Here is a 12,201-nt window from a genome sequence, read left to right as displayed (position 1 = left end):
ATAAGGTTAAAAACTGCAGCGCAGCGATAAGTTGTAAGTTCTTGAATTGGGATAGCCTCCAAGATCGACACCGAACAAGGCAGGGTTATCCCCGTAGCTGTTGATTTCAGGGTCGTAGCCAGAGTAGTTGGTGAAAGTAAACAAGTTGTTTACGCCAAAGGCTACCCGTAACGATTTCACCGTTTTTGAAGTAATGGGCACATTGTAGCCCACGGTGATGTTCTTGATGCGTACAAAGCTGCCATCCTCTATAAACCTTCTGCTAAACAATTGGTTCCTGAAAAATTGGCGCATGATTTTCGGGCCGGTAGCATTGCTGTTGTCTTTGCCCTGTGCCCAAGCGCCATCAAACATATCTTGGGTAATGTTTTTGTTGGTGCCCAGGTTGCCGTTAAAACGGGTGTTCATGTTGATGATATCGTTGCCCTGCACCCCATTGATGAAAATGCTCAGGTCGAAGCGTTTATAGCGGAAATTGTTGGTAAAGCCAAAGGTATAATCCGGGTTGACGTCGCCGATAAAGGTACGGTCGGTTTGCGAAATGCTGGTCGGGTCGTTATCCAGGTTTTTGTACTTGATTTCTCCAATGGTACGCAAAATAATGGCATCGCTTTGGTTGGCATAGGCAGGATCGTTCCTTACCTCGGCTTCGTTGTCGTAATAACCATCTTCTACATAGCCATACAGTGCACCGATGGGTTTGCCTACGGTCTGGATAAATGGCGCATCGCCGGTAGAAATGTTGCGTCCATATTGCTCGGTTACATCTTTGCTTAGGCTCAGAATCTTGTTGCGGTTAAACGAGATGTTAAAGTTCGAGCTCCATTCAAAGTCTTTTTTCTTGATGATGGCGCCTTCTAAAATTACCTCTAAGCCTCTGTTTTGGATCGAGCCCGAGTTAACCAGTTTGGTTTGGAAACCAGTTGAAGAAGGGATGATGAGGTTCTGCAGCAGGTCGTCGGTAATTTTCTTGTACAAGTCAACATGCAGGTTCAGCCTGCTTTTGAACATGCTGAGGTCCAAGCCAAGGTTATAGGCCGTGGTGGTTTCCCATTTCAGTTTTTCGTTGGCCGGTCCAGCGTATAAATCGTTGGCCAAGCCTGTTTGTACGGCGCCGCCAAAAGGATAGTTGTATACGCTCAATTTGGCTAAAGAGGCATAAGAGCCGATACCCTGGTTACCGGTTTGGCCGTAGCTGAAACGTGCCTTAAGCTCATTGATTACCTTGAGGTTTTTCATGAAATCTTCGTTAGAGATTTTCCAGGCCACACCAGCAGATGGAAAACCCGCCCATTTGTTGTCTTTACCAAATTTGCTCGAACCATCCTGACGATAAGAAACAGTGAGGAGGTAACGGTCGTCGAAGCTGTAGTTGGCGCGGCCCAAGAACGAAATCAAGGTAGACTGATACCTGTTGGTGATAACCGGCAACACGGTTTCGCCCGCGGCCAGGTTTTCGTTTTCCAAGGCATCGTTAGGGAAGGTTTTGGCCTCGGCCCTTTTGCTTTGCCCATTGGTGCGTTCGAAAGTGCCGGCGCCCATTACGTTAATGCTGTGCTTGTTGAGCTGTTTGTTGTAGGTCAAAATACTTTCGGCAACACCGCTATTCCACAAGTTGTCCGATTTAAGTCCCCAGCCTTTTACCGCAAAGCCTTCGTAAACGCTTCGCGGATAATATTGATCCCGATTGCTCGAAGCATAATTGAAGCCGATGTTCTGTCTGAACTTGAAATCTTTGAGGAAAGTAGCCTCCAAATAGTTGGAAGAAAAGATGTTCAATCCCTTTACACGGTTCAGTATATCGTTCACATAAATCTGTGGATTGGTGATGAAGGCATCGCCTACGCCATCGTAAGCCAGGGCATCGGTTAGCGTAGATGGGAAAGTGATGGCCGCACGGATTACACCTGCACTGGCCGCATCAGATTTGTCGGTGCCTGTTTTAACGCCATTGGTGGTAGAACTGGCAATAGAGGTACTGGTGCCTATTTTAATGGTCTTGCTGATGTTCCGCGTTAGGTTCATGCTCAAACCGAAACGGTTGTAATCCGAATTAGAAATGGTGCCTTCCTGGTTCAGGTAGCTGAAAGTGAGGCTATGGCTGCCTGCATCGGTCCCTCCCGAAACATTGATGGAGTAGTTTTGGTAAAGGCCTTTGCGAAAAATACGATCCTGCCAAGAATTGTTGTCGCCAACAAAATCCTGTGGGCCTCTGGCATAATAAGTATGGCCGGGGTTTAAAGGGTCGGGCAGTTGCGTGCCTGGGTAAGGCAAGGTGTAGTTGGTGCCGGTGTATTTGTTAGAATTGGCATAGGCCAGATTTTGGTAGGTAGCATATTCGGAAGGATTCAAAACATCGAGCGTTTTTGAAACTTCAGCCTGCCCCAGCGTAAAATTGGCTTCGATCCGGTCTTTGCCGCTTTTGCCTTTCCTGGTGGTAATGAGCACTACGCCATTGGCGCCGCGCGAGCCGTAAATGGCAGTGGCCGAAGCATCTTTCAGGATATCGATGGTTTCGATGTCGTTGGGATTGAGGAAAGCCATGGCATTTAAGGTCTGCTTTTCATCATCGCCGATTGAAGCCGGTGTAGAGCCGCTGCTCGAATTGTTGAAAGGCACGCCGTCGATTACATAAAGTGGCTCCGTTCCTCCTAAAAAAGAATTAGAACCCCTAATGCGCAGGCTTAGCCCGGCGCCAGGCGCACCATCGTTCTGAGTAACGTTAACCCCAGCTACTTTGCCTTGCAGGGCCTGCAATACGTTGGTTGGCGCATCGGTAAGCAGTTGATCTCTCCCAATTCGGGTAACCGAGCCGGTAAGATCGGTTTTTTTCATGGTGCCATAGCCTACAATCACCACATCAGAAAGCATGGTGCTTTTGGTTTTCAGTACAATGTTGAATGAGGTTTTGGTGCCGATGGTGGCTTCTTGTTCTTCCATTCCTAAAAAGGTGAAAACAAGCGTTTGGGCGTTGGCGGGTACATTGATGGCAAAGTTTCCTTCTGCATCGGTGCTTACCGAAACTTTACTTCCCTTTACGCTTACCGAAACGCCCGGAAGCGTTAGCCCGTTTTCGTCGCTTACCTTTCCGCTAAGCCTTCTGTCTTGTGCGAAACAGGTGGCGAAAGCTAAGAAACATACAAGTGCAGCCAATAAATGTTTGGTTACTTTATTCAGCATAAGTCGTTTTATTTGGTTTACTCAAAAGTAGGACGCAATATAACGCAATGAATAATACTATTTTATCCATTTATAGTATTTTTATCGCCTTGCTATACCGTGGTTTAAAATTTCAATTACTTTAGTGGTTGTAATCAGGTTTTTATTGATGATTTGTTGCAAGTTGTCTTATATTTGATTATGATATTATTTTATCCATATAGTTGATATTATTTATTCATTTATCGTGCAGAACAATATAATCAAAGAAATAACCCCGCTTACCAATAGCGATTGTTTCACCATTTTCGAGCGGACCAAAAAGGATTTCGATTTTCCTTTGCATTACCACGAAGAAATGGAGCTGAACTTTATTTCGAATGCCGGTGGTGCTCGTAGGGTGGTTGGCGACCATATTGAAGAAATAACCGATATCGAACTGGTCCTCATTGGCTCGAACCTGCCTCATGTTTGGGAAACCCATAAACTGGCCGGCAAGGAGATACACGAAGTTACCATCCAGTTCCATAAGGATCTTTTCGACGAAAAGCTGTTGCGCCGCAACCAATTGAGGGTGATTAGGGAGATGTTCGAAAAATCGAAATGCGGCATTTTGTTTTCGGCGGCCACGGCAGAGCAGATCGGGCCACGTTTGGTGCAACTCAACAAAAAGCATGGTTTTGATTCGGTGCTCGAGCTCATGTCTATCCTGCACGACCTTTCTACCTCTCGAAATATGCGTACCCTGTCCGATTCGACCTTTAGCCAGGCCGAATTTTCGTACAGCAGCCGCAGGGTAGAAAAGGTAATGGAGTACATTAATTTCAATTTCGATAAGCAGGTAACCTTGGGAGAGGTGGCGCGCATTGCCAACATGACCGAGGTGTCGTTCAGCCGGTTTTTTAAAAGTCGAACGGGCGTAAGTTTCATCGATAGCCTCATCGAAATCAGGCTGGGTCATGCTTCCCGTAAACTGATCGATACCACCGAAGCCGTTGCCGAAGTGGCTTATAACTGCGGTTTTAACAACATCTCTAACTTTAACCGCATTTTTAAAAAGAAAAAGGGCTGTACGCCCAAAGAATTTAGAGAAAACCTGTCTGGCAACCGAATTTTTGTATAAGATGAAAAACTTTTTTTTGATACTGGTTTTAGGAATGATGGCCTTTGTTGGTCAGGCCAATCCCGCCAAGAACAAATTTTATACGGCCGATCATCGGTATATCCAATACACGGGCCGGTTCGACTTTTCCAATCGGCAAGGGCCAAAAGTTTGGGCCTCGGGTGCCTATGTGGTTATCCGATTCAAAGGCCCCTCATGCACAGTACAACTCAACGACGAAATGTTGTGGGGCACGGTACATAACTACATCGAAGTAATTGTTGATGGCCAACCAGCTCGTAGGTTGCAGCTCAAAGGGAGAGAAAATACAGTGGAATTGGCCAAAAACCTTTCACCTGACGCGCATACGCTGCTTATTTGCAAAGATACGGAGGCCGAAAACGGCTATGTCCAGCTGCTTGGCTTTTCTTGTCAAGAACTGTTGCCCCCGCCGGTCAAGGCCAAACGTAAGCTCGAGTTTATCGGCGATTCGATTACCTGTGGTTTTGGGGCCGACGAAAATGTTGTCAAATGCGGAGCACCCAATGCGCAGTGGTACGACCAGCACAATGCCTGGATGGCTTATGGGCCTACAACTGCGCGTGACCTCAATGCACAATGGCATTTGTCGTCGGTTTCGGGTATCGGTTTGATCCATAGTTGCTGCGATAAGCAAATACTCATGCCTCAGGTGTTCGACAAGATCAGCATGGCCAAGGATAGCCTCAAATGGAACTTTGCCAATTACCAGCCCGATGTGGTTACGGTGTGCTTGGGCCAAAACGATGGCGTACAAGATTCGGCCAAGTTCTGTAATGCCTATGTCGGTTTTGCCAAAACTTTGCGCGGCTATTACCCCAAAGCCAAATTGGTGTTTTTAACCAGTCCAATGGCCGACCAAACACTCAAAGCGGCCTTAATCAAATACATTACGGCTGTTCGGGCTACGTTAAGTCGTGAAGGCGAGCGCAATACCGGGTCTTATTTTTTTGTGAAGCGATCTATAAAAGGCTGCAGCAGTCATCCCTCGATGGCCGAACAGCAAGAAATAGCCCAAGAGCTGACTGCTTACCTTAAAAAGGAGATGAAATGGTAACAAATGTCTTTATTTTTGCGGCCTGCCCATGCTCCATACACTTCAGTATATCATTTAAAATTTAAATAACCCCATGAAAAAGTTCCTTCTGTTTTTCCTTTTCGTTAGCTTGTTTGTTGGCGCAAATGCACAAACCGATCCGTTTATCAACGAAATCAATTATTTCAAGAAACAAGACAGTCTTCATTTTCCGCCTAAAAAAGCTATTCTTTTTATCGGCAGTTCTACTTTTACCAAATGGAAGGACGTGCAGGATTATTTTCCAGGCCATACCATCATTAACCGTGGTTTTGGTGGCTCGTCATTGCCCAATGTGATTCAGCATGCCAACGATATTATTTTTCCTTACCAGCCTAAGCAAATTATAATTTATTGTGGCGAGAATGATTTTACCGGTGGCGACAACATCACGGCCAGCATCGTCACAGAGCGCGTTAAACAGCTTATCGATTTGATCAGGACCAAATATCCAAGGGTGCCCATTGCTTATATATCGATTAAGCCAAGTCCTTCGAGGCTCAAATACCAGGCTAAAATGGTGGAAGCCAATGGCATGATAGCCGAAATGGTAAAAAAAATGAGAAGGGTAACCTTTATCAATACCTACAACTCGATGTTCAATGCCGATGGAACGCTAATGCAAGACATTTTCCTATCGGATAACCTGCACATGAACGCCAAAGGTTATGCCATCTGGCAAAAAATTATTGCGCCTTATTTGAAGTAAACATTGACGAAGTTTTCAAAACTTCGTCAGTGTGCCTTAAAGCCTTTAATGGTAAACCGATAAGCGTCATGGCTTTATTGTCGGTTTACCATTGAGAAATTTAGGATATTAAGCAAATGCTTTTAATGCAGATAAGAAATCTTAATTCCTTAATGGTTAACCCGTAGGTTACATGTTTTGCTATCTTTACCATTAAGGAATTAAGACCGTGAAGCCACTTGTTTTCGTTGTATTTGCCCTTAGTAATTTATTCGCCATGCCTTAGCCTAACTTGGGTGCCTTAGGTGGTCAACAAGCAATGAGAATTGTACGCAATTTAAAAGTTCTTAATTTCTTAATAGTGAACCGATAAGCGTCATGGTTTTATTGTCGGTTTGTTTTTAACCATTGAGAAATTTAGGACATTAAGCAAATGCTTTTAATGCATATAAGAAATCTTAATTCCTTAATGGTTAACCTTGTTTTAGGTAGCTATGCCTTAGCCTAACTTAGGCGTCTTAGTTGGTCAATAAAGAATCAATGTTTGTCTTCCAAAAACCATAAATAGTCAAAATATTTTGCAAATTATACCAATCGGTATATATTTGTTTGGCCAATTGAAAATAAACATGTCGAAAGCAGAGCGAACAAAAGCTTACATCATCGAAAAAACCGCGCCAATCTTTAACAAAAAAGGGTTTGCCGGTACCTCTTTGGCCGACATGACCACCGCTACCGGACTAACCAAAGGCAGCATTTACGGTAATTTTGCCAATAAAGACGAAGTAGCCCTTGCCGTTTTCGATTACAATTTCAAGCGTGTAAGCTCAGCAATTGGCCAAGAAATGGCCAAAAGAACCAAAGCAAAAGAAAAACTTCTGGTGTTTGCCGAGTTTTATTCGCAGGTTTTTGAACCGCCATTAGATGCTGGGGGCTGCGCCGTGCTCAATACCGCTGTTGAGGCCGACGATACCCATGCCGGTTTAAAAAAGAAAGCCACCCAGGCGGTTTTATCCTGGAAAGCAAATATTATCCAAGTGGTAGAACAGGGCATTGCCAATAAAGAACTAAACGAAACATTAAATCCAGAACAGGTGGCGCTAACCATGATTGCCTTGTTTGAAGGAGGCATTATGATTGCCAAACTGTTGGAAAGCAAAACAGCGATGCAAATGATCATGGACTCGATGCGGAAAATGATCGAAGAATTGAATTGATTTTTTTTAACCTAAAATATACCGTTTGGTATAGAAATATGAAATAAACAAAAGAAGCAACAGGCAATAAGCTATGGCGGGAAGCCAATTATTGGAACGGCGATTTCGAGATCAGGGTAGGCGATACCGCTAAATTTAGGAGCTTTTCCTATCTTCGCCCTCCGAAGCGCTAAACGCAATGAACGGCAGGAAGACGGAGGCCAATCATGCTGTTGCCTAGTTTGCTGATTAGCAGTTTGTTTGCAGATGAGCTTTGTCAATAAAACACATTTTATGAAAAGAGTAGTTGTAACCGGGCTTGGAGCCATTACGCCTTTAGGCAACACGGTAAACGAATTTTGGGAAAATATCCTGGCAGGAAAAAGTGCCGCCGGTCCCATTACCAAATTCGACAGTTCGAAATTTAAAACACAATTTGCCTGCGAGGTAAAGGATTTTAACATCGAAGACTATCTTGATAAAAAAGAAGTCAAGAAGTACGACATGTTTACCCAGTATGCCATTGCTGCCAGTGATCAGGCCATTCAGGATGCCGGATTGGATTTTGGTCAGATGAGCGAAGAAGAACGCTATGATGTTGGCGTAATCTGGGCCACCGGAAACGGAGGTATCGGTACCTTCGAAAGCCAATTGAAGGAATTTAACGGAGGCGAAGGTACGCCGAGGTTCAATCCCTATTTTATCCCAAAAATGATTGTAGATATTGCTGCGGGCGTTATTTCTATCCGTCACCAGCTTTATGGACCAAATTACTGCACGGTTTCGGCTTGTGCTTCGTCTAACACGGCCATTATCAGTGCCTTTGATACCATTAAAATGGGCAAGGCCAAAATTATGGTAGCCGGAGGTTCCGAAGCCGCAGTTACCGAAGCTTCGGTAGGAGGCTTCAATGCCGCGCAGGCTTTGTCTAAAAATAACGAAAATCCGCAGGGCGCTTCACGTCCGTTTGATAAACAGCGCGATGGTTTTGTGATGGGCGAGGGTGCAGGAGCCCTGATTTTGGAAGACCTGGAACATGCCTTGGCCCGCGGTGCCAAAATTTATGCCGAATTGGTAGGAACGGGTATGGCAGCAGACGCCTATCACCTAACCGGAACCCATCCCGAAGGCCTCGGTGCCGTTTTGGGCATGAGCAAAGCCATTAAGGAAGCCGGAATTGAGCCTCAGGATATCGATTATATCAACGCACATGCCACTTCAACAGGTATTGGCGATATTAGCGAGCTGATGGGTATTAAACGCGTATTTGGCGATCATGAAGTTGCCGTAACCGGTACCAAATCAATGACTGGCCACTTGTTGGGCGCAGCCGGTGCCATTGAAAGCATTATCTCGGTATTGTCTGTACAGCACAATGTTATTCCGCCAACCATCAATACCACCGAACTCGACGAAGCTGTTCCGGCCGGATTGAAGATTGTATTGGGCAAGCCGCTTTACCAAGAAGTAAACTATGCGCTTAACAATACCTTTGGTTTTGGCGGACACACGGCAACCAGTTTGTTTAAAAAATACAAAGCAGATTAATCGGCAGGGCCAATTCATGGAATGAAAAACTGCCTTCAATTAGTTTTGGAGGCAGTTTTCTATTTTAGACAAAAGGTTGTCTATCTCGAATGGCTTGGCCAGGAAATCGTCGGCACCGGCACTTTCTGCCGATTTTTGCAGGTCGTTGCTGGCCGAAATCAAAATAACCGGGATATTCTTCGTTTTTTCGTTGGTTTTGAGCTTCTTGCACAATTCGCGTCCGTCAGACCCCGACATCCAGATGTCGAGTACATAAATATCGGGTAGTCCGCTTTCGGTGTTCAAAATGGTATTCCCGTTTAAGGTGGTGCTCACCTCGTAGCCCTCCATCTCTAACATCATGCCTACGGCATCCAAAATTCCGGGGTCGTCGTCGGCAAGTGTCACCCTTTTGTTCCTGCTGTTCATTACATTTATATTTAGTTGGTTGGCTAAGTGCTCAATAATCGTTGGCACGTGCCCTTGGTATAGAGAAGCAGAATTTAGATCCTTTGCCCTCTTTGCTGCTTACCCAGATTTTGCCACCCTCGCGCTTAATGATTTCTGATGAAATAAAAAGCCCCAGGCCCAAACCCGGAAAAGTATGCTGCATATTGCCGCTTACCCGATAAAATTGTTCAAATACTTTGTTCAAATCATCCTCTGCAATACCGATGCCAAAATCCTCTACGCAAACCAGGATGTTTTCGCCCTCAATGCTGCTGTGTACAATAATCTGTTGTGCTTCTGGCGAATATTTGATGGCGTTGGTAATCAGGTTGGTCACTACTTGGCTTAAGCGTTCCTTGTCGGCAAAAACCAGCCCTATTTCTTGCAAATCTTCCTTTATTTGATGTTTTTCCGAGGTGCGTTGCAGTTCTTCGATGGCAAAACGCATCATTTCGTTAAAATCGAAATAGGTATGGTTATACTGGAGCTTGCCAGAATTGACCTTGGTTACATCCAGTAAATCGCCAATGAGGCTGGTGAGGCGGTTAAGCTGGGCATCCATCTTTTTCATCAGTCCTGCTTCTACAATATCACCTTTTTTAAGCAACATCCTTTCCAATACCTGGGTATAGGCCTTGATGCTAGTTACCGGCGTTTTGAGCTCGTGGCTGGCAATGCCGATAAAATCGTCCTTTTGCTGTTGCAGCTGCTTGGTTTCGGTTATATCAAAGGATACGCCAATAAAGCTGATCGGGTTGCCATGGTCGTCGTATTGGGCCTTGCCCGATTCTTTGATCCAATGCAGCGATTGGTCGGGCCAGCTAATCTGGTACTCGCCTTCGTATACGTTGCCATTGGCGATGGCTTGGTTGAGCGCTTCGATAACCGCTTCTTTTTGTTGAGGCACTATAAAATTGAGCAGCTGCTCATAGTTGAGCACAGCTTCCGATTTTAATCCATAGTTTTTGTAGAACTGTTCAGAAAGTTTTAGCGTTTGGGTACGTAGGTCTAGCTCGTAAGATCCCAGTTTGCCGGTTTCGAGCGCGATTTCGAGCCTTTGGTTAATCTGGATCAGTTCTTCCTTGGCTTGGCGTTGCTGCGTAATGTCCATGGCCGTGCCCAGCATGCGCAAGGGTTTATGGTCGGCATCGTAATAGATTTTTCCTTCAACCCTTACCCAATGGATCGATTGGTCTTTCCAGATCACCCGGGCTTCGTAATAAATCTGCCCAACATCTAGTGCCCGTCGGTGGGCATTGATGCGGATTTCACGATCGTCGGGGTGGATTACACTGGTGTATGCCGAACGCACCACATGCCTATCGAAGCCAAAAATCTCGTCGAAACGCTCTGAAGTTGCCATTTGGCCGTTGCGCAAATCCAAGTCAAAAGTGCCGAGGCCGGCTGCGGCCGTGGCCAGTCTGGCGCGTTCTTCGGCATCCTGTATCTTGCGCTTGCTTTCGAGCATGTCGGTAATGTCAATGGCCACCACCATAATGCGGTTAATGCTGCCATCAATATCCTTTAAAGGCTCGTAAACATAGTTGATGTAGGTAGTTTCTTTTTTGCCGTTCTTAATCGTGGTGATATTCTGTTCATTGCCGTAATGAGCAATGCCGGTTTTCATCACTTTTTTAAGCACATGCTCAAAACCTAACGATTTGGCCTCGGGCAATGCTTCCCATAAGGGTTTTTCGACAAAGTTTTTTCTTTCCTTGTTGGCCAGTTTGAGGTAGGTGTCGTTAACCTCTTCCACAAAAAAATCTTCGCCTTTCAAAATGATCATGCCAACGGGCGCCTGCAGGATCAGCTTCCTGAAATTCTCTTCGCTTTCCTTGAAGGCATTTTGGGCCATAATCTCGTCGGTAATGTCTTGCAGGGTTCCGTTCAGGCGGTAGGCCACATTGTTAGCGTCGAACAGTGCCTTGCCCCGGGCTTTTACAATACGTTCTTTACCGGTTTTGGCGTTTTTTATGGTGTATTGGATGGTGTAATGGCCTCCGGTTTCGTGGTCGAGCGATTTTTGGAGGGCTTCTTTTACCTTTTCGCGGTCTTTGGGTATAATTGCCTCAATGGCTATGTTTAAATCGATATTTGATTCGGTGTCTAGTCCGAACCATCTCCTCAGGCGATTGTTGCAAGTAAATTTATTGGTCAGGGGATTGAGGTCCCAAGTGCCCAGCTCTGCGGCATTTAGTGCAAACTCGAGTTCCTTCTTGCTTTCGTTCAGCTCGTTGAGCACGCGTAGGTTATCTGTGGTTTCTGCAACAGCCACAAACACACCGGCCACTTTTCCGCTTTCGTCTTTAACCGGGCTGTAGCTGAATGTCCAATAAACATCTTCAATATGGCCATTGCGGTAAATGGGTAATAAAATATCTTCGTTCCAAGTGGCTTCGCCCTGTTGCAGTACGCTATCGAGCATGCTGCCAATCTCATCCCATATCTCGGCCCAGCACTCCTTGCCGCGCTGGCCCATGGCTTTGGGGTGTTTTCCGTCGTTGCCCAAGCTTTTGCGGTAAGCGTCGTTATAAAAGCAGATGTATTCGGGGCCCCAAAGCAGAAACAGGGGGAATTTGGAATTGATCAGGATGCTAAGGGTTGTCCGCAAACTTTGTGGCCATTCATCCAGGGGGCCAAGTGGGTTTTCGGCCCAGTTGATAGAGCGTATAAGGGCACCACATTCGCCACCCCCACTAATGAAGCCATCGGTCATGCTGCTGCAGTAATTATCTGTTGGTATGCTAAAAGAAACGATTATTTGTTCAATTAACAAATAAATAATTTTTTTGTTGTAGTTAAAAAAATTATTTGTGGCGATAATTTTGGGTGGGCATGCAACGACCTTGGGAGCCAGGCATTTTTGATTAATGAGCAAAAAAGTGTAGGCGTCCGAAAATTACCATGGCTTTATAGCTTTAAATGGCTAATATTAAGTATTTTTGAAACTTAGCAATCTTTCGCG

8 protein-coding genes are annotated in these 12,201 nt (G+C 45.3%); 5 read left to right on the top strand and 3 right to left on the bottom strand.

The features are described from left to right. Positions 1-6: 6 nt before the first annotated feature. A complete protein-coding gene (locus VRU48_RS11775) occupies positions 7-3,180 on the bottom strand; it encodes a SusC/RagA family TonB-linked outer membrane protein (protein WP_330108109.1) in 3,174 nt (1,057 codons plus the stop codon). 226 nt (positions 3,181-3,406) lie between these two features. Between VRU48_RS11775 and VRU48_RS11770 the strand changes: the two genes are divergently transcribed. The 5 genes from VRU48_RS11770 to fabF all read left to right on the top strand — a co-directional run bounded on the left by VRU48_RS11770 (position 3,407) and on the right by fabF (position 8,807). Then, positions 3,407-4,282 (top strand): AraC family transcriptional regulator, encoded by an 876-nt coding sequence (locus VRU48_RS11770; RefSeq protein ID WP_330108108.1) that lies wholly within the window; start codon positions 3,407-3,409, stop codon positions 4,280-4,282. Between the two features lies 1 nt (position 4,283). Next, positions 4,284-5,357: an SGNH/GDSL hydrolase family protein gene (locus tag VRU48_RS11765; RefSeq protein WP_330108107.1), complete on the top strand. Its 1,074-nt coding sequence runs from the start codon at positions 4,284-4,286 to the stop codon at positions 5,355-5,357. Positions 5,358-5,430: 73 nt separating this feature from the next. Further along, complete coding sequence (locus VRU48_RS11760; protein WP_330108106.1) at positions 5,431-6,084, top strand: GDSL-type esterase/lipase family protein; 654 nt, start codon at positions 5,431-5,433, stop codon at positions 6,082-6,084. A 608-nt stretch (positions 6,085-6,692) separates the two neighbouring features. Beyond that, entirely contained in the window at positions 6,693-7,280 is a 588-nt protein-coding gene (locus VRU48_RS11755) for a TetR/AcrR family transcriptional regulator (protein ID WP_330108105.1), read from the top strand. A 273-nt stretch (positions 7,281-7,553) separates the two neighbouring features. Further along, positions 7,554-8,807: a beta-ketoacyl-ACP synthase II gene (gene fabF, locus VRU48_RS11750; protein WP_330108104.1), complete on the top strand. Its 1,254-nt coding sequence runs from the start codon at positions 7,554-7,556 to the stop codon at positions 8,805-8,807. A 39-nt stretch (positions 8,808-8,846) separates the two neighbouring features. Here fabF and VRU48_RS11745 read toward each other — a convergent pair whose 3' ends face one another. Both VRU48_RS11745 and VRU48_RS11740 read right to left on the bottom strand, forming a co-directional pair. Further along, positions 8,847-9,215, bottom strand: a complete 369-nt coding sequence (locus tag VRU48_RS11745) for a response regulator (protein WP_330108103.1) — start codon at positions 9,213-9,215, stop codon at positions 8,847-8,849. A 31-nt stretch (positions 9,216-9,246) separates the two neighbouring features. Then, positions 9,247-12,012 (bottom strand): PAS domain-containing sensor histidine kinase, encoded by a 2,766-nt coding sequence (locus VRU48_RS11740; RefSeq protein WP_330108102.1) that lies wholly within the window; start codon positions 12,010-12,012, stop codon positions 9,247-9,249. Positions 12,013-12,201 lie beyond the last annotated feature (189 nt).

The organism is Pedobacter albus (assembly GCF_036324255.1).
Lineage (GTDB): Bacteria > Bacteroidota > Bacteroidia > Sphingobacteriales > Sphingobacteriaceae > Pedobacter > Pedobacter albus.
This window is presented reverse-complemented; position numbering and strand designations above follow the sequence as displayed.

Excerpts from the sequence above, each read along its gene's own strand:
- VRU48_RS11760 (WP_330108106.1), top strand. The coding sequence starts at position 5,431 with ATGAAAAAGTTCCTTCTGTTTTTCCTTTTCGTTAGCTTGTTTGTTGGC.
- VRU48_RS11755 (WP_330108105.1), top strand. The coding sequence starts at position 6,693 with ATGTCGAAAGCAGAGCGAACAAAAGCTTACATCATCGAAAAAACCGCG.
- fabF (WP_330108104.1), top strand. The coding sequence starts at position 7,554 with ATGAAAAGAGTAGTTGTAACCGGGCTTGGAGCCATTACGCCTTTAGGC.
- VRU48_RS11745 (WP_330108103.1), bottom strand. The coding sequence starts at position 9,215 with ATGAACAGCAGGAACAAAAGGGTGACACTTGCCGACGACGACCCCGGA.
- VRU48_RS11775 (WP_330108109.1), bottom strand. The coding sequence starts at position 3,180 with ATGCTGAATAAAGTAACCAAACATTTATTGGCTGCACTTGTATGTTTC.
- VRU48_RS11765 (WP_330108107.1), top strand. The coding sequence starts at position 4,284 with ATGAAAAACTTTTTTTTGATACTGGTTTTAGGAATGATGGCCTTTGTT.